Annotated in this window: 17 protein-coding genes; 10 read left to right on the top strand and 7 right to left on the bottom strand. The window is 41.5% G+C overall.

Annotated features, from left to right (window positions below):
• Positions 1-32 precede the first annotated feature (32 nt).
• Positions 33-2,591 carry a class I adenylate cyclase gene (locus tag GLP24_RS14470; protein ID WP_101769535.1) on the top strand — a complete coding sequence of 853 codons (2,559 nt, stop codon included), beginning with the start codon at positions 33-35 and terminating at the stop codon, positions 2,589-2,591.
• Between the two features lie 83 nt (positions 2,592-2,674).
• Here the strand turns inward: GLP24_RS14470 and cyaY are convergent, their stop codons facing one another.
• Positions 2,675-2,986, bottom strand: coding sequence for an iron donor protein CyaY (gene cyaY, locus GLP24_RS14465; RefSeq protein WP_101769536.1), 312 nt, complete (start codon positions 2,984-2,986; stop codon positions 2,675-2,677).
• 78 nt (positions 2,987-3,064) lie between these two features.
• On the opposite strand from cyaY, the gene lptM reads away from it, so the two are divergent.
• Genes lptM through yigB form a run of 5 tightly spaced genes read left to right on the top strand, consistent with a single transcriptional unit; the run spans position 3,065 to position 7,076 of the window.
• Complete coding sequence (lptM, locus tag GLP24_RS14460) at positions 3,065-3,181, top strand: LPS translocon maturation chaperone LptM (RefSeq protein ID WP_080175487.1); 117 nt, start codon at positions 3,065-3,067, stop codon at positions 3,179-3,181.
• A gap of 60 nt (positions 3,182-3,241) precedes the next feature.
• A complete protein-coding gene (gene lysA, locus GLP24_RS14455; protein ID WP_232603125.1) occupies positions 3,242-4,492 on the top strand; it encodes a diaminopimelate decarboxylase in 1,251 nt (416 codons plus the stop codon).
• 38 nt (positions 4,493-4,530) lie between these two features.
• Positions 4,531-5,361, top strand: coding sequence for a diaminopimelate epimerase (gene dapF, locus GLP24_RS14450; RefSeq protein ID WP_101769537.1), 831 nt, complete (start codon positions 4,531-4,533; stop codon positions 5,359-5,361).
• 37 nt (positions 5,362-5,398) lie between these two features.
• Positions 5,399-6,322, top strand: coding sequence for a tyrosine recombinase XerC (gene xerC, locus GLP24_RS14445; protein WP_101769590.1), 924 nt, complete (start codon positions 5,399-5,401; stop codon positions 6,320-6,322).
• A gap of 25 nt (positions 6,323-6,347) precedes the next feature.
• Positions 6,348-7,076, top strand: a complete 729-nt coding sequence (gene yigB, locus GLP24_RS14440) for a 5-amino-6-(5-phospho-D-ribitylamino)uracil phosphatase YigB (RefSeq protein WP_232616190.1) — start codon at positions 6,348-6,350, stop codon at positions 7,074-7,076.
• Positions 7,077-7,128: 52 nt separating this feature from the next.
• Here the strand turns inward: yigB and GLP24_RS14435 are convergent, their stop codons facing one another.
• The 4 genes from GLP24_RS14435 to GLP24_RS14420 are packed head-to-tail and all read right to left on the bottom strand — an operon-like array spanning position 7,129 to position 9,501.
• Entirely contained in the window at positions 7,129-7,587 is a 459-nt protein-coding gene (locus GLP24_RS14435) for a DoxX family protein (protein WP_232579364.1), read from the bottom strand.
• Complete coding sequence (locus tag GLP24_RS14430) at positions 7,580-8,383, bottom strand: HvfC/BufC N-terminal domain-containing protein (RefSeq protein ID WP_232616189.1); 804 nt, start codon at positions 8,381-8,383, stop codon at positions 7,580-7,582. The genes GLP24_RS14435 and GLP24_RS14430 overlap by 8 nt, the downstream gene beginning before the upstream one ends.
• A complete protein-coding gene (gene bufB, locus GLP24_RS14425; protein WP_407951511.1) occupies positions 8,358-9,221 on the bottom strand; it encodes an MNIO family bufferin maturase in 864 nt (287 codons plus the stop codon). The genes GLP24_RS14430 and bufB overlap by 26 nt, the downstream gene beginning before the upstream one ends.
• Before the next feature lie 4 nt (positions 9,222-9,225).
• Entirely contained in the window at positions 9,226-9,501 is a 276-nt protein-coding gene (locus GLP24_RS14420; RefSeq protein ID WP_101769542.1) for a BufA1 family periplasmic bufferin-type metallophore, read from the bottom strand.
• Between the two features lie 247 nt (positions 9,502-9,748).
• Here GLP24_RS14420 and uvrD point away from each other — a divergent pair, with 247 nt between their 5' ends.
• The gene (uvrD, locus tag GLP24_RS14415; RefSeq protein WP_101769543.1) at positions 9,749-11,920 is read left to right on the top strand and encodes a DNA helicase II; all 2,172 of its coding nucleotides are present in this window, start codon (positions 9,749-9,751) and stop codon (positions 11,918-11,920) included.
• Positions 11,921-11,998: 78 nt separating this feature from the next.
• On the opposite strand, the gene ggt is transcribed toward uvrD, so the two are convergent.
• Positions 11,999-13,762, bottom strand: a complete 1,764-nt coding sequence (ggt, locus tag GLP24_RS14410; RefSeq protein WP_232616188.1) for a gamma-glutamyltransferase — start codon at positions 13,760-13,762, stop codon at positions 11,999-12,001.
• A 576-nt stretch (positions 13,763-14,338) separates the two neighbouring features.
• Between ggt and recQ the strand changes: the two genes are divergently transcribed.
• The 3 genes from recQ (at position 14,339) to GLP24_RS14395 (ending at position 17,324) form a co-directional block, all read left to right on the top strand.
• Positions 14,339-16,183, top strand: a complete 1,845-nt coding sequence (gene recQ, locus GLP24_RS14405; protein WP_101769545.1) for an ATP-dependent DNA helicase RecQ — start codon at positions 14,339-14,341, stop codon at positions 16,181-16,183.
• A 12-nt stretch (positions 16,184-16,195) separates the two neighbouring features.
• Positions 16,196-16,495 (top strand): DUF3630 family protein, encoded by a 300-nt coding sequence (locus GLP24_RS14400; protein WP_101769546.1) that lies wholly within the window; start codon positions 16,196-16,198, stop codon positions 16,493-16,495.
• Between the two features lie 106 nt (positions 16,496-16,601).
• Positions 16,602-17,324, top strand: a complete 723-nt coding sequence (locus GLP24_RS14395) for a 7-cyano-7-deazaguanine/7-aminomethyl-7-deazaguanine transporter (protein WP_232584096.1) — start codon at positions 16,602-16,604, stop codon at positions 17,322-17,324.
• A gap of 293 nt (positions 17,325-17,617) precedes the next feature.
• Here the strand turns inward: GLP24_RS14395 and elbB are convergent, their stop codons facing one another.
• Complete coding sequence (gene elbB / locus GLP24_RS14390) at positions 17,618-18,268, bottom strand: isoprenoid biosynthesis glyoxalase ElbB (protein WP_232616187.1); 651 nt, start codon at positions 18,266-18,268, stop codon at positions 17,618-17,620.
• Positions 18,269-18,475 lie beyond the last annotated feature (207 nt).

The following is an 18,475-nucleotide window of genomic DNA, read 5'->3' as shown; positions in this document are numbered from 1 at the left end:
GCACTAACACTGCTAGCTCTTGGAAGAGTAATTTGCAAAATTATATCAAGACGCTAAAAGGTAGACTGGATTCATTGACTGAGCTTCGTATTGAACGAGCGCGTTTAGCAATGAGTGAGCTGTCGGTACAGATTTTTGATCTGTTACCTGTCTTATTACATTATAACCACCCAGCCTTGCCCGGGTATCTTGATCAACAAGTGCCGCAGGGAATTGCGCATTTTGTCGTGACTGACGTGCAACAGCAATTTGTTAATAATTGTGCGCGTACAGCAAAAATGCCGATTGACCCGATCTTGGTTGCTGATACCGACTGCCCAATTACTGGCCTTTACGCCATGGGTAGTACTTCTTCTATGGGACAAAGTCTCACCAGCGATCTCGATATTTGGGTGTGCATCCCCACTTCATTAAACTGTCAAAGCCGAGAAATTCTCGATAATAAATGTAGCTTGGTTTCTCAATGGGCGATGGAACAAGGGGTTGAAGCTAACTTCTTTTTGATCGACGAAAACCGTTTCCGTGAAAATTTTTCTGAAGCCATGACCGGTGAAAACTGTGGCTCAAGTCAGCATTTATTATTGTTAGATGAATTTTATCGTTCAGCCGTGTGTTTGGCTGGATTACCGCTATTATGGTTTATGGTGCCGCCAGAGATGGAAGAGTGCTATGACCAATATATCGATGATCTGGTTGCGAAAGGGCATATTCAGCGCGACCAATGGATTGATTTTGGTGGCTTGATGCGTATTCCTGCCGAAGAATATTTTGGTTCCAGTTTGTGGCAGTTATATAAAAGTATCGATTCTCCGTATAAATCGGTATTAAAAGCTATTTTGCTTGAAGCTTATTCATGGGAATACCCGCATACACAATTATTAAGCCTTGATGGTAAGCGTCGTTTCTTTGCTGAAGATCGCAGTGAATACTGTATGGATGCTTACTATTTAATGCTTGAAAAAGTAACCCGTTATTTAGAACGCATTGATGATCATCGTCGTCTCGATTTGGTGCGTCGTTGTTTTTATCTTAAAACCCATGAGAAATTAACTCGCAAGCCCGCATCTGGTTCGGTAGTGTGGCGTCGACAGGCGTTGCAACATTTAACTGAGCAATGGCAATGGTCAACGGATGTTGTCGCAGCACTTGATAATCGCCGTAATTGGAAGGTCTCTCTGGTTAAGCAGGCCCATAATGAGCTGCTTGATGCGTTGATGCTTAGTTATCGAAATCTTATTCGCTTTGCTCGTCGTAATGATATTACTTCAGCTATTAGTCCTGAAGATATCAGTATTCTTGCGCGTAAATTATATGCTGCGTTTGAGGTATTGCCAGGTAAGGTAACGTTATTAAATCCGCAAATATCGCCAGATTTACATGAACCTGATTTAAGCTTTATTCAGGTACCTGAAGGGCGAACTAATACTGCAGGTTGGTATTTATATAAGCAGCCGATAGAGGCGAAATATATTTTAGGTCAACCATCATTAGAGCATAACCGCTACTTATCTAAATTAGTTGCGTGGAGTTATTTTAATGGTTTGCTAACAGAATCGACCCATTTGCATACGGTGGCACGTAATGCTGATATGGATTTGGACAAGTTATATCAATTGGTGAGTGATATTCGTAATACCTTTCCAATTCGTCGTCCACACCCTGGTCTACAAGCATTATCAAGCCCGTGTGAGATTCGCCAATTAGGTTTGTTTGTTAATTTAGAAAACGATCCAACCACAGAGCTTAAAAATCGCTCAGTACGGTTTGATTTTAAAACCACCGATATATTCAGTTATGGCCCTGAGCAAAAATGCTTAGTGGGTAGTGTGGATTTGGTTTACCGTAATTCGTGGAATGAAGTACGAACGCTAAACTTCAGTGGCAAAAATGCGATGTTGGATGCTTTAAAAACCATGTTAGGTAAAATGCACCACGATGCTATTCCTCCAGAAGCGATTGATGTGTTCTGTTATAGCAAACATATGCGTGGTTTAATTCGTAATGTGGTTTATCAATTGGTGGCTGAGTGTATTGAAATGCGCTTAAAACCCGTTGAAGAGGAAAAGCGCCGTCGTTTTAAAGCCGTACATATGGCTGATGAAACGTATGGTTTATTCTTTGAACGTCGTGGCGTTTCAGTACAGCGACTTGAAAATTCAGTCGATTTCTATAGCTGTATTTCATCAAATAAAGTCAGTGATATTCCGAAAGTAGTGATGGGTAAAACCGATGAACCACATCCGCCTGAAATTGTTGATGCTTATGCCAGTGAAGGTTTGATTCAATTCTTTTTTGAAGATTGTGACCAAGGTTTCAATATCTATATTCTAGATGAAACCAATCAAATGGAAGTGTATCGTCAGTGTAATGGTAATAAAGATGAAATGGTCCATGGTGTGAATCGTTTCTATACTTCATCACAAGATCGTTTTAGTTACAGTGCTAATTTTATCAATTTTAATTTGCCGCAGTTTTACAATATTGCTCATAATGATAAAGGCGAGTTACAAGTATTGCCGTTTAAGAGTGGTCAAGTTCCTCGTCGTCAAGATAATAGTGAATCAACAAATAATGGTATTCGCTTAAATTAACGATATTGATAATGATGTATTTAAAAAAAAGCCTTCATTATTATTGAAGGCTTTTTTTATGGCAGTTATTAGAGAAAAACGCATTACCAAGCGACAGTCTCACCTGCATGTATGCTGCACTCTTGTTTAAGTAGCGCAAATAATTCTTTATCGCTACGGGTACAACGCCACTCATTACCGGTGTATTTAAAATGGTAACCACCTGATTTTGAAGCTAACCATAGTTCATGTAATGGTTCTTGGCGATTAATGACAATTTGGCTACGGTTGGCAAATTCTAATGTTAGTACGTTACCTGTAGTTTCAGGTTCAATATCTACACCTGATTCATCAATGCCTTCTTCGATTTGCATCAGTGCCAGATCAGCCAGTTGGTGAAATTCAGTATCATTCATACTATTACGTCCTATTGCATTTCTTATTCTTGGTGCGATTATAGAGGTCATTGAAATGATTATCACTGGCTTTGAATTATGCACAAAGGTTTATTAGCAATTTTGGTCTTAGGATCGTTAATTTTAACTGGCTGTGGTCAAAGTGGCCCACTGTACATGCCAAAAGATGCACCACAACAACATCAACCACAATAATATTGTTGCGATGATGATTTAGTCGCAGTTCAATAGTCAACAAGACAGGGAAGGAAAGCATTGGATTACTTTAATTACCAGCAAGATGGACAACTATGGGCGGAAGACGTCGCATTGGCCGAGTTAGCGACACAATATGGCACACCGCTTTATGTTTACTCTCGTGCAACGTTAGAACGTCATTGGCATGCCTTTGATCAAGCGGTCGCCACTCACCCGCATTTGATTTGTTATGCGGTAAAAGCGAACTCTAACCTTGGGGTGTTGAATGTCCTCGCACGTTTAGGTTCAGGGTTTGATATTGTGTCTTTGGGCGAGTTAGAGCGCGTATTAGCTGCTGGTGGCGATCCGGCTAAAGTGGTTTTTTCTGGTGTAGGTAAAACAATAGCAGAAATGGAACGCGCACTTGAGCTGGGAATTAAATGTTTTAATGTTGAATCTGAGCCTGAATTAGAACGCTTGAACTATGTTGCGGGTCAATTAGGGAAAATTGCCCCAATTTCACTACGTATTAACCCTGATGTTGATGCCAATACTCACCCTTATATTTCAACGGGGCTACGCGATAATAAATTTGGTATTGCGCGTGAACGTGCGCTTGAAGTATATCAATTAGCACAGCAATTACCGCACCTTAACGTGGTTGGAATGGATTGCCATATTGGTTCACAGTTGACGGAAGTAAAACCTTTTATTGATGCAACTGAACGTTTGTTAGCATTAGTTGATGAATTGAAATCGGTTGGGATTGAGATTAAACATTTAGATCTCGGTGGTGGCTTAGGGGTGACGTATAACGATGAGCAACCGCCATTACCTGCTGAGTATGCGACCGCTTTATTGTCTCGTTTAGCCATTTATCCAGAGCTGGAATTAATTTTTGAGCCTGGGCGTGCGATTGCTGCTAATGCTGGAGTATTGCTGACCAAAGTTGAATTTTTAAAGCATACTCAATATAAAAATTTTGCCATTATTGATGCGGCGATGAATGATTTGATTCGACCGACATTGTATTCAGCATGGCAAGATATTGTGCCTGTGATCCCTCGTCAGGGTGAACATCAGTGTTATGATTTAGTGGGACCTATTTGTGAAACCGGTGACTTTATTGGTAAAGATCGCCATTTATGTTTAGCACCGAATGACTTACTTGCTGTAAGGTCTGCGGGTGCTTATGGTTTCGTAATGGCCTCTAATTATAATTCTCGTCCTCGTGTTGCTGAAGTAATGGTTGATGGTCGACAAGTACATTTAGTGCGTGCGCGTGAAACGTTAGAGCAACTTTGGCAGCATGAATATCTTGTTGAATGATTGTCGTCGCAACTGAAGCTTAATAATTAAGGAACATCATGCAGATTAACTTTTCCAAAATGCATGGGCTCGGCAATGATTTTGTTGTTGTAGATTGTGTTACGCAAAATGTATTTTTTTCTCCCGATGCGATTCGCCGTTTAGCCGATCGTCATCGTGGTATTGGTTTTGACCAGTTATTGGTGGTTGAGCCGCCGTATGATCCTGAAACGGATTTTCACTACCGTATTTTTAATGCAGATGGTAGTGAAGTTGAACAATGCGGTAATGGTGCCCGTTGTTTTGCGCGCTTTGTCTCAATGAAAGGACTAACTAATAAATATCATATTTCCGTGAGTACTAAAGCGGGAAAAATGGTGTTAAAGCTCGAAAGTGATGGCCAAGTTACGGTCAATATGGGTGTGCCCAATTTTGAACCTGCTAAAATTCCGATGCGAGCGAAGCAGGCAGAAAAAACGTATTTGTTACGTGTGGGTGAGCAAACACTATTTTGTGGTGCGGTTAGTATGGGTAATCCACATTGTGTCACTATTGTTGATGATGTTGACACTGCGGCTGTTGAAACATTAGGACCATTACTTGAGTCACACGAACGTTTTCCTGATCGTGTTAATGCTGGTTTCATGGAAGTGATTGATCGCGGTACGGTTAAATTACGGGTGTATGAGCGCGGTGCAGGTGAAACTCAAGCTTGTGGTAGTGGTGCTTGTGCAGCGGTTGCGATTGGTCAGAGCCAAGGCTTACTCGATGAAAATGTTAAAGTCTGCTTACCGGGTGGTAATTTATATATTCGTTGGGCGGGTGAAGGCAAACCGTTATTTATGACAGGTCCTGTTGCCCATGTGTTTGATGGTCAATTTATTCAATAGTAGTATTTAATCGTGGTTATTATTATTAATGCCACGAATGACCGAGGTTTCTGTGACTACGCTTCCCCCAAGTTTTGAACAACCTTTAGCGCTTTTTTATGAATATTTACGCAGTGAGCGTGAATTTAGCATTCATACACAGCAAAATTATAAACGCCAATTAACCTGTATAGCCGAACAATTGTTAGAACTTGGGGTTGAAAACTGGCAACAAGTCGATGCAGGTTGGGTACGGCAAATTGCCAGTAAAGGGATGCGTAGTGGTCTTAAAGCCAGTAGTTTGGCGATGCGGTTATCTGCATTACGTAGTTTTTTTGATTATTTAGTGCGTCAACAAATATTGCCTGCCAATCCTGCCAAAGGGGTATCTGCACCACGTAAAGCGCGACCATTACCTAAAAATCTTGATGTTGATGAAATGAATCAATTACTTGATGTTAAGGATGACGATCCATTAGCCATTCGTGATCGGGCGATAATGGAATTGATGTATGGCGCTGGCTTACGTCTATCTGAATTAGTTAATTTGAATGTGCGTGATATTAGTTTAACCAAAGGCGATTTACGGGTCATTGGTAAAGGTGATAAAGAACGGATTGTGCCATTTGCAGGTTTAGCTCGTGAATGGGTTGCTAATTGGCTTAAGTTACGTGGCAATATTGCCCATGCCGATGAAACAGGATTGTTTGTGTCTAAACTTGGACATCGCATTTCAAACCGCAATGTTCAAAAAAGAATGGCTGAATGGGGTCAGAAGCAAGCCGTATCAAGCCATATTAATCCGCATAAATTACGCCATAGTTTTGCGACACATATGTTGGAATCCAGTGGCGATTTACGTGCAGTACAAGAATTATTGGGCCATGCGAATTTAACCACTACTCAAATTTATACCCATCTTGATTTTCAGCATTTAGCCAAAGTTTACGATGCTGCTCATCCTCGCGCCAAACGCCGTTAATGCTTTATCACGTTTAGGAACAACCATGCAATTTTATCGTCAGTTAGGCCAGATTAATGCCCTTACGTTTGATCTTGATGACACGCTATATGATAACCATCCGGTGATTGTACGTGCAGAACAAGCGATGTTTGACTGGCTAGCTCAGCTATTACCCGCTTCAATGGTGATCAGTCGTGATGATTGGCAGCGCTTAAAGCAGCAACTTGCCGCGGTTGATTCTAGTTTGATCCATGATGTTAGTGCATGGCGGTATGAAGCGTTAAAAATTAACTTTATGCAGTTAGGATGGCGACTTAAAGACGCTGAATTAGCGGCTTGCCAAGGGCTAGAGTTAGTATTGGTTGAGCGCAATAAAGTTGATGTTCCCGCTGAAACACATCGCGTGTTAGCGTTACTGAGCGCGAAATTACCCTTGGTGGGGATCACTAATGGTAATGTCGATCCGCAAAAGATTGGTTTGGCCGATTATTTTAGTGCCATTTACCAAGCCGGACGTGATGGACTAGCCAAGCCAGAAGCAGATTTATTTACCTGTGCCATTGATCATTTAAATATTCCGGCTGAACAAATTTTGCACGTGGGTGATCATCTGCATACGGATGTTTTTGGCGCCAAACTACATGGTTTACAAGCTTGTTGGTATAACGATCAGCAGCGAGTATTAACGTCGACAACGGGTAATTGTTTACCTGATATTGAAATTAGTGCGCTTGCTGAATTATTACCATTGGTCGGCTTAACCGCAGAGTAAATGTCCACGATTTAGCACCCATCGCGATTAGCCTTGTTGGGTGCTCAGCCGTTTACGGTATTATATTGCTATTACGATAATGCTGATTTATCCAGTGATCGACTGAGAGTTTTCCCGCGCCCCAAAATACGGTAACTAATAACATCATTCCCCATAATTGGTGATCATAAAATCCTTGCGCCCATAACGCGGGGTATGACACTACCGCAATCACATTAAAGCCAAATAATAATATTGCCATCGGCCGTGTAAATAGTCCGAGTACTAAAAAAATCGGCACCATTAATTCAGTTGCGGTTCCAGTATAGGCGGCCCATTGCCAAGGTAAGATTGGTACCTGATATTCGTACTCAAACAAATAGAGCGTGCTATCCCAACTGTTATATTTGATCAGTCCGGATTTAAAGAACGCACTGGCAACCCATACTCGGCAAAAAAGTAATAATAGTGGTTGTAATGGTTGTACGAGCTGCTGAAAAAAAACGTCGATGGTGCGAATAAATTTAAGCATCACTATTCACCTTACGAATATCGTCAATTAAGTGGTGGTGTAATAACTGTGGTAGCAGATTTAATTGCGTCGGTGTTAAGGCTGCAATTGGGCATTGCTGCTGACAGTCAGTTACTAAAGTGACTAATTCTGGCGTGACATGTTGCTGCCAAATTTGCCATTGGTAATGTTGTATCAGGGCGGTTTGCGGTTGATTAATATTTAATGTCGCTAATTGCTGTTGTTGGTGGTCATCATTGGTTTGATTAACGATTTCCCACAGTGACACTACCGCATATTGGCTGCTAAAGGTGTCAGTTGAGATTGGAATATGAAAATAATATTGCTGCGGAGTAATGTGACTAGCTTGATGTTCGAGTTGACGTAATTTCTCTAACGGTAGGTTGCCAGCGTGACAAGCTAAGCGGCTGACACAATCACGTTGCCATTCTAGCCGCGCTAAGTCGACCAAATAAGGCCGAGTGGAAACCAATGTCGGTTGAGCGGCGATGGTATCGCTAAAATGAGCGCCATAAACGGTGACATCCCCTTGTGGTAGCGGATGATTAAGAATGTGCTGTCGCGCGAGGAGGTTGAAACAATCGTCACCAATCATGGCGCTCACAGTGGAATAGACACTTGCCAGAACGTCGGTTAAGCCAATAATAAAATTATTACAGTACAGTTGTAGCCGTTGCTCTGCACTGAAATGATCATTGACGACGGTAGTGGCTAAATCATGTGGTTGATAATGCAATGCCGCCGCAAATTGATGTTGTAATTGCTGCAAATTAGGCGTGGTTGCTGATGGTGGCATTGGCGTACTCCTTCTCGATAATTGCTTGAGCCTTATTCGCTTCAGCCAATAATATTGCCAGTGGGGGAATATCAGCATCCCATTCAATTAAGGTTGGCGTCTCACTACCATGATTACGGATCCACTGTTGATACAATTGCCATACTTCATCACTGACAGGTTGGCTATGAGTATCAATCCAGATCTCACCCTGAGGCAGCTGTTTACGAATAAAGCCAGCAAGGTGTATTTCTTGTACTACAGCTGGATTGATCGCGGCTAAATACGTTTGGCAATCAAAACCATGGTTAAAACTACTGACATGAATATTGTTTAAATCTAATAACAACCCGCAGTCCGTTCGTTGTTGTACCGCCATTAAAAATTCCCACTCAGGAATGGTTGAGTGTTGAAACTGCAAATAACTCGATGGGTTTTCAATTAACATTTTCCGTTGGAGTACATCTTGAACTTGCATCACTTTATCGCAAAAATTATCTAACGCTTCTTCGGTGTAGGGCAGCGGTAATAAGTCATTAAAATAGTGACCATCAACCGAACTCCAACTGAGATGATCTGAAATTAAAAAGGGTTCTGTTTCGGTGATTAATTGTTTGAGCTGTTGTAAATGTTGAATATTAAGCGGATCGGCCGAGCCTAATGACAGCCCAATGCCATGACAGCTAATGGGGTAATTTGATTGTAATTGACGTAGTTGTTGGCGTGCTAAGGAATGGGGGTTGAAATAATTTTCGCTATGAATTTCTAACCACCCAAGTTGTGGCCGTTGAGTGATTATTTCAATAATATGAGGTGAGCGTAAGCCCACCCCAATAGATTGCTGAGATGAAAAATCCACTAAGTTACGCCTCCTTAGTTGAACCACCATGGAGGCGATCACAGAGTCCTTTGGGTACAACTACAAACGCATCTTTTTGAGCATCTTCTTTGGCTGAACCTGCGCAAGAACTGGTTTTAGTGGCGCAATCATTTTTACCTGCTTTACTGACGCCATAACATTTTTCTTTGGCCATTTTTTTGTCCATTCCGTCAGCAACGGCTGCTGTTGACGCGAGTGTTCCCGCTAATGCAATTAATCCCGTCATTACTGAGGCTAAGGCAATATTGGTCTTTTTCATGATAATTCCTTGATTATGATTAAGTGTTGGTTTGCTGTGATGTGGTGTTTTTTTAATAGCGTTAATACGCTCTCAGAATAATAGACAGGACAACCGCATAATTTATTACACTGAGATGTTAATTATTTTAATTGATATGTTGCTTTTGTGTTTCTGAATTTTGCGAAAATCGCAATAAAGATACCGAAGCAATCTTTATTGGGGCTGGTATAATCACCAGCATTGTATAAATAACCAGTAGATAGCGATGGACGTTTCACTTCTATTAGATGGACTCAATGATAAACAACGCGAGGCGGTGGCTGCGCCGTTGGGTAATCACTTAGTATTGGCGGGAGCAGGCAGCGGTAAAACCCGTGTGCTAGTGCATCGTATTGCTTGGTTGTTGGCAGTTGAACAAGCTTCCCCATATTCGATTATGTCGGTAACGTTTACCAATAAAGCGGCGGCAGAAATGCGGGGGCGTATTAATGAATTAATGCATGGTTCAAGTGCTGGCATGTGGAATGGTACTTTCCACGGCTTATGTCACCGTATGCTTCGCGCGCATTATTTAGATGCACGTCTGCCTGACGATTTTAATATTTTAGATTCTGATGATCAGATGCGGTTATTACGCCGTTTGATTAAAGCGCAGAATTTAGATGAAAAACATTGGCCTGCCCGTCAAGGTGCTTGGTATATCAATGCCAAGAAAGATGAAGGCTTACGTCCACAGCACGTTGAAACCTATAACGATCCGGTTGAAAAAACATGGTTACGCATTTATACCGCTTATCAAGAAGCGTGTGATCGTGCGGGTCTGGTTGATTTTGCGGAATTATTATTGCGTTCGTTTGAGTTATTACGTGATAACAAACATATTCGTGAACATTACCAAGCGCGTTTTAAACATATTTTGGTAGATGAGTTTCAAGATACCAACAATATTCAATTTGCGTGGCTACGGTTAATGGCGGGTCCTGATTGTCATGTGATGATTGTCGGTGATGATGACCAATCGATTTATGGTTGGCGTGGCGCACAAGTTGAAAATATTCAACGTTTTCTAAATGATTTCAGCAATGCATCATCGATATTTTTAGAGCAGAATTATCGTTCGACGGCCAATATTCTTAATGCTGCTAATGAATTAATTGCTAATAATACTGCCCGTATGGGTAAAAATTTGTGGACTGAAGATGGCGATGGCGAGCTGATTTCTTTGTATTCTGCCTTTAACGAACTCGATGAAGCACGGTTCGCTGTAGGTAAAATCAAAGAGTGGCGTGAACAAGGTGGAAGCCTTAGTGATACTGCCTTCTTATACCGCAGTAATGCCCAATCGCGAGTATTAGAAGAAGCATTGATTCAGGCAGGAATGCCGTATCGTATTTATGGCGGTATGCGTTTCTTCGAGCGCCAAGAAATTAAAGATGCGTTGGCTTATTTGCGTCTTATGGGTAATCGTAATGATGATGCTTCATTTGAACGCGTCGTCAATACGCCAACACGTGGTTTAGGTGAGCGTACCTTAGAAACAATTCGCTTAACTGCGCGCGATCGTGGCTTAACCATGTGGCAATCAAGTCTAATGTTATTAGATGAGAAAGTACTGGCGGGACGTGCGGCAAATGCATTACAGCGTTTTATTGAATTGATTAATGCGTTAGAAGATGACACCGCTGAATTGCCAATGTACCAACAGACGGATGATGTTATTCGTCACTCTGGTTTACGGGCAATGTATGAACAAGAAAAAGGCGAAAAAGCCCAAGCGCGAATCGAAAACTTAGAAGAATTAGTGACCGCAACCCGTCAGTTTGAAATTCCAGAAGAAGCGGCAGAAATGAGCCCGTTATCAGCCTTTTTAGCCCATGCGGCGTTAGAAGCCGGTGATGGTCAAGCGGATGCCTTTGAAGATGCGGTGCAATTAATGACAATGCACAGTGCCAAAGGCTTAGAATTCCCCGTGGTGTTTATGGTTGGCGTTGAAGAGGGAATGTTCCCAAGTTCACGGACTCTTGAAGAAGCTGATCGGTTAGAAGAAGAGCGTCGCTTGTGTTATGTCGGTATGACACGGGCAATGAAGAAGCTATATATCACTTATGCAGAAATGCGACGTTTATATGGCAAAGATAATTTCCATAAGCCATCGCGTTTTATTCGTGAAATTCCTGAGCAATATGTTGAGGAAGTACGAATGAAGGCACAAGTGTCACGTCCTGTAAGCAGTGGCCGTTTTAGCCAAACCCAAGTGAATAATAACTTCAATGAAACCGGTTTTAGTTTAGGGCAGCGAGTACAGCATCCTAAATTTGGTGAAGGGACGATCATTAACTTTGAAGGCAGTGGCGCGCAAAGCCGTGTGCAAGTGGCCTTTAATGGTGAGGGTATTAAGTGGTTAGTGACCCAATACGCTAAGTTAACCGCCCTATAATATCCTTTGAATAAATAAGCCCGCCAGTGATGACTTTTATGGTTAATCATTGGCGGGCTTTTTTATGTGTTGAGGTCGCTATTGAGCGATGACCTTACCTTCGCGGCGCGGATCGGCTGCTCCAATTAACTGCTGAGGCGCAATACTGATCGCTTGAATACCCGAGTTAAGATCTTTGACTGCGGTTTTATAACCTAATTGCTCAAACTTAGGTGCCCACGCTGTAGCTGAAGTATTTTGCTCAAGTTCAAAGGGACCAAAGCGATTATTGATGTTAGGTAAGTTAATGGCTTGCTGTAAATCCATCTCCCAATCAAGGTAAGCCACTAAGGTTTTGGCAATATAACCAATAATTTGACTGCCACCAGGCGATCCAATCGCTAATACGGGCTGATTATTGTGCATGACAATCGTCGGTGCCATTGATGAACGCGGTCTTTTTCCTGGTTCAATTCGATTTGCAATGGGTTTGCCATCAATGTGGCTGCGAAATGAAAAATCGGTTAATTCATTATTAAGTAAGAAGCCACCGACCATTAACCGTGAACCAAAACTGTTTTCAATGGTTGAGGTCATAGAGACCACGTTACCTTGGCGATCAACAATCGCAAAATGGGTAGTAGACGGTAATTCGATGGCTTCATCAGTCGTTTGAAGATTGGCATAATCCCATGGTGGCGATCCTGCTTCGACGCTGGTTAATTTTTTATTGGTGGCTAATAATTGCGCCCGCTGTTGAATGTAAGCCGGATCAAGTAGGCCTTTTGTTGGCATCGGTACATAGTCACTGTCTGCCATATAACTGCCGCGATCAGCAAACGCTAACCGTGACGCATCACCAATTAAACGCCAGCTATTAATATTATTAGCGCCCATTGTCGCTAAAGGATAATGGCTAAGCATGCCCATAATTTGGCCGAGGGTTAATGCGCCTGAGCTGGGTGGTCCCATGCCACAAATTTGATATTGGTGATAAGGGGCGCATATTGGAGCCCGTTGTTTAACCTTATAACTGGCTAAATCAATGCTGCTGAGTACCCCTGGATTACCGATGGCATTTTGAACCGTATTAACTATCTCTCGTGCAATATCCCCTTGATAAAATGCTTTTTGACCATAATCGGCAATTTTACGCAGGGTATCGGCATAAGGTTGATTAATTAATTTTTGGCCTGCTTGAATTGGCTGACCTTGGGCATCAAAAAAATAATTTTTAGTGACAGGCCAGCGTTGTAAATGAATGGCATCTTTCGCGACTAATGCGGCTAAACGAGGGCTCACAATAAAGCCATTTTTAGCCAGTCTGATGGCAGGTTGAAACAGTTTTTTCCAGTCTAATTGCCCGTATTGCTGGTGGCTATTCCACAATAATTTAATCGTACCGGGTGTGCCAACAGAGCGGCCGCCGACAACGGCATCATAAAACGCTAAAGGTTGCCCATTTTTATCCTGAAATAGGCGTGGTGTTACCGCAAACGGTGCTGTTTCGCGCCCATCAAAGGTCGTCATTTGGTGATTATCGCTATCCCAATACACTAAAAAGCCACCGCCACCAATGCCGGATGATTGCGGTTCAACCAGCCCTAAAACTAATTGGGTGGCGACCATAGCATCAATGGCATTCCCTCCCTGACGTAACATTGCCGCACCCGCTTCACTAGCATAATGATTGGCACTAGCAATCATCCATTGTTGTCCACTCACTAACTGAGATTGCTGGTGAGAAACACGGGTCTCAGGTGCAATAGCATCACTGATTTGTTGTGCGATTGCGGTAAAAGAGGGGACTGAACAGCAACCAATCGTGAGTAAACGTAACCATGATGGTGTGATTTTTAGCATGACAGATCCTTGTTATCAATAACACAACAGTGGGGAATAGTATGTTTGTCTTAAGTGTAATTAATGATGGCAGAAAAATGGCATATATCCCATTATTTTTAAGCATTATTGGTTGTGATTTTCGCGCTATATAGTGACTTTTATTAATTAGAGTAGCTTCAATGATATTAAGTTAATAAATAACACAAATTGCATCGGTATTTTGCGGCTAAATATGAATGTTAATTTAATGATTGTTGAATAACTAACCAGAGTGAATTATGAAGTTTATTGATAATTAATAATTTTATTATCTTATTAATTAGTTGGTTAAATTATAGTAAATAACTAACAGTGGTTTTTTTTATAAAAAATATTGAGTTTAATAAGATAAATTAAACAATAAATAGAGATTTATGCCGAAATGGTGATTGATAACGGTTAGTGTAATGAAATCGAGGTTGTTACAACGATGATGATCATTGCAGTTATCTTTTTTTAAAAAGCAAATGAATATGGTGTTCAATAGGGGGCTTATTCGCATCTAATGGTGATTTAGGTATAGAATGGCAGCCCTGTTTAGCGAAGAGTCTTACCATGTCAGCTGTTGCTCCTTTGTCCGTGTTGCCATCATTATTATCCAGCCAAGAAATTTTGCAGGATGTATTTGGCTATCAAGAATTTAGGCAAGGTCAACAAGCCGTGATTGATGCGATTACGGCGGGTAAAGATTGTCTGGTTATTATGCCAACCGGTGGTGGTAAATCTTTGTGTTACCAAATCCCAGCGTTAATGCAGTCAGGATTAACACTGGTTATCTCACCGTTAATTTCGCTAATGAAAGATCAAGTCGACCAATTAAATGCCAATGGTGTTAGTGCTGGCTGTATTCATTCAGCGATGTCACGTGAAGAGATTCAAGCGACGTTTGATGCGATGCAAACTGGCGAGTTACGGTTAGTTTATGCTTCGCCTGAACGGGTGCTAATGCGTGATTTTATTGAACGGTTGCAGCAACTTGATTTAGCGATGGTTGCTGTCGATGAGGCTCACTGTGTTTCTCAATGGGGACATGATTTTCGACCAGAATATGCGGCATTAGGGCTACTGAAACAGCAATTTTCACCGTTGCCTGTGATGGCGTTAACGGCGACGGCTGATGACGCAACACGACAAGACATTATTAGTCGGTTGGGATTAACCGATCCTCATTGTTATTTAGGCAGTTTTGATCGACCTAATATTCGCTACACCCTATGGGAAAAACATAAACCGTTAACGCAATTAAGCCGCTATTTGGCGACGGTGCGCGGTCAGTGCGGCATTATTTATTGTAATAGCCGCAAGAAAGTGGAACAGATCAGCGAAAAATTGTGTGAAAGTGGTATTCGAGCGGCGGCGTATCATGCTGGCATGGAGTATCAACAACGCAGCGCGGTTCAAGAGGCTTTTCAGCGGGATGATATTCATGTGGTCGTCGCGACGGTGGCATTTGGAATGGGGATCAATAAACCCAATGTGCGGTTTGTGGTTCATTTTGATATTCCACGTAATATTGAATCCTATTATCAAGAAACCGGACGTGCTGGACGAGATGGTTTGCCCGCAGAAGCGTTATTACTTTATGACCCAGCTGATTTAGCGTGGTTACGCCGTTGTGTTGATGAAAAACCTCATGATGCACAGCGTGATGTTGAATTGCATAAACTGCATGCTATGGGCGCATTTGCTCAAGCTCAAAGTTGTCGTCGCCAAGTGTTATTACATTATTTTGGTGAAGATCAACGTCAACCTTGTGGGAACTGCGATGTGTGCCTTGATCCCCCGCAACAATTTGATGCCGTTGAAGCCGCTCAAAAAGCCTTATCCTGTGTATATCGCGTGAATCAGAATTTTGGTCTTACTTATGTTATTGATGTTTTACGTGGAATGCAGAATCAACGTATTCGTGAATACGGCCATGATAAATTAACCACCTATGGTATTGGGCGTGAATATAGCCATGAATATTGGGTCAGTATTTTACGCCAATTGATTCATCGTGGATTCTTAACCCAAAATATTAGCCGTAATTCAGTGTTACAACTCACTGAGCAAGCTCGCCCATTATTACGTGCGGAAATGGCGTTATCATTAGCGGTTCCTCGGCTTGATACTGCTGCTCGCAGCAGTAAAGTGGATCGAATGGCTAATCGCCAGTATGACAAAAAATTATTTGCTAAGTTACGTAAACTACGCAAAGCCATTGCCGATGAAGAAAATATTCCACCGTATGTGGTTTTTAATGATGCCAGTTTAATGGAAATGGCAGAGCGCTTACCAAGCTCAAAAGGTGAATTTTTAGCGATAAATGGGGTTGGGCAGCGCAAGTTAGAAAAATTTGGAGTGGTCTTCCTGCAATTGATTGGGGAGCATTTAATGGCGGTCGATGAACATAACTAATGGAAGCTAATAATGGATTATGATTTTAGTCAAACGGAAATAAATATTGAGCAAGGCACATTAGTGGTCACCCCACCTTTGTTTGAGTTTGATAATTTTACGGTGGTCGCTAAGGTATTGTTACAGCGTTTAGATGCGACATTGATTGATCAAGAGCCAAGTGCCGACCTTCAACAATGGCTAATTGATTTTGAAGGCTGTCAGTTATTACTTAAAGCTGAATATTACACCGCATCGATGTGGCTTGAGTTACTAACCTTAAATGACATTGAGTCTTTAATTTTTATTCAACAGTTATTGTCTCACTACTAGGCAAATAAATGCTGTGCTGTATAATCGCCGCCCTGGTGTTGCTGGCGGTTATTGCTGGCAATGAAAATGTTTGGGTTCCCTCCCCCCAATGACAAAAAGGTCTTTCATGACTGCTTTATTTAAATCCAACGCAACAACATCTAATGTAACAACGACTGTTTTTTCGGCAGCTCAACAGCACAAGGCTTTATCATATTTGGTCGCGTTTCATTTATTAGTGATCGCCTCAAGTAATTATTTAGTCCAACTCCCGTTTACTATTTTTGGTTATCACACCACTTGGGGTGCATTTACCTTTCCGTTTATTTTTCTAGCAACAGATCTGACGGTACGTATTTTTGGTGCAGGAATGGCTCGCAAAATTATTTGGCGAGTAATGGCTCCGGCTCTTATTGTATCGTACGTATTGTCAGTCCTATTCTTTCAAGGTCAATATCAAGGCTTTGCTCATTTGGCTCAATTCAATCTTTTTGTTGCCCGTATTGCGATCGCGAGTTTTATGGCGTACCTATTGGGACAAATATTGGATGTGTCGGTATTTAATCGCCTACGCCAAATGAGGCAATGGTGGATTGCGCCAATAGCATCGACCATTATTGGTAATGCACTTGATACTACTGCTTTTTTTAGTATTGCGTTTTATCACAGCCCTGACGTTTTTATGGCACAAAATTGGACTGAAATAGCGCTGGTGGATTACAGCTTTAAATTAATTATTAGTTTGGGTTTGTTTGTACCTTTGTATGGGGTGTTACTTAACTATTTAATTAATAAGCTAACCACATTAAAACAATCATCACTTTCTGACACGGCAAGCGTGATTAAATAAGAGATGATGCTTTTTTGTTGAGGTAGGTTATAAAATGGCTCTAAGTGGGAATTAATCTCAATTAGATATTGTATTCTAGTTGAGAATGGTTATTATTGACGGGCTTTCAATCAACAGAGAACCCCCTTCTTCTGATGCTTGAGGCACGACATTGCTCACATTGCTTCCAGTATACTTCAGCTTGGTAATGGTGTTTAGTGTAGGGCTAAAAACCGATTACTACTTCTGCTGAGCGACGCATCACACAGTGCGTCGCTTTTTCTTTTTTAAGCGTTTAATTTTTATTATGCCGCTTATGCTAATTTTATTAATTCTCGTACCAGTTTATTGATCCCTGTTGCTGCTTCACTGATGTTGGTTGCCAACATATAAGCTGGTGTGGTTAATAGACGTCGTTTCTGATCCAACACAAAATCATCAACAGGGCACTGAATATGCTCACCTCCCATGGCATTAAATGCAGCAGCAGTGTCAGGATCATTACCGATCGTGGCTTTTGCGCCGGGACCATAGATCTGCGGGATCAAGGTTGGTGCAATACATAAATAACCCGCAGGTTTATTGGCTTGAGCAAACGCTTGGCAGGCTTGTTTAACGTCTTCGTTGATCTGGCATGCACTGCCATGGAGTGAAAAATCAGATAAATTGTTGGCGGCACCAAATCCACCGGGAACTAACAAGGCGTCATAGTCATTAATATTCAAGGTGGCGACATCAAAAATATTGCCGCGTGCAATTCGTGCTGATTCGACTAAAACATTACGGATTTCATGACTGACTTCACCATTGAGGTGATTAATGACCTGATATTGATCGATGTTGGGAGCAAAACAGTACCAACTTGCCCCTTGTTGTTCTATGGCTAATAACGCTAATACTGCTTCATGGATTTCGGTTCCATCAAATACACCTGAACCGCTTAAAATTACTGCAATTTTCTTCATAATGGCATCCTAACTAATCAAATATAGTTATATTGTTGTGATTATTGGCTTGATTAAGATTATCTAGTTAAGGTTGTCCACAATCAATGATCAATATGGGATCGAGGATCTAAATTGAAGTTTATTATTAAGTATATGAAAGTAAATACAATCATGAGTAAATTTTATTTTTATATAAAAAATGATCAACTGGCGTAAATTAAATAC

It is taken from the genome of Photobacterium carnosum, from assembly GCF_021236965.1.
In the GTDB taxonomy this organism is placed as follows: domain Bacteria; phylum Pseudomonadota; class Gammaproteobacteria; order Enterobacterales; family Vibrionaceae; genus Photobacterium; species Photobacterium carnosum.
This window is presented reverse-complemented; position numbering and strand designations above follow the sequence as displayed.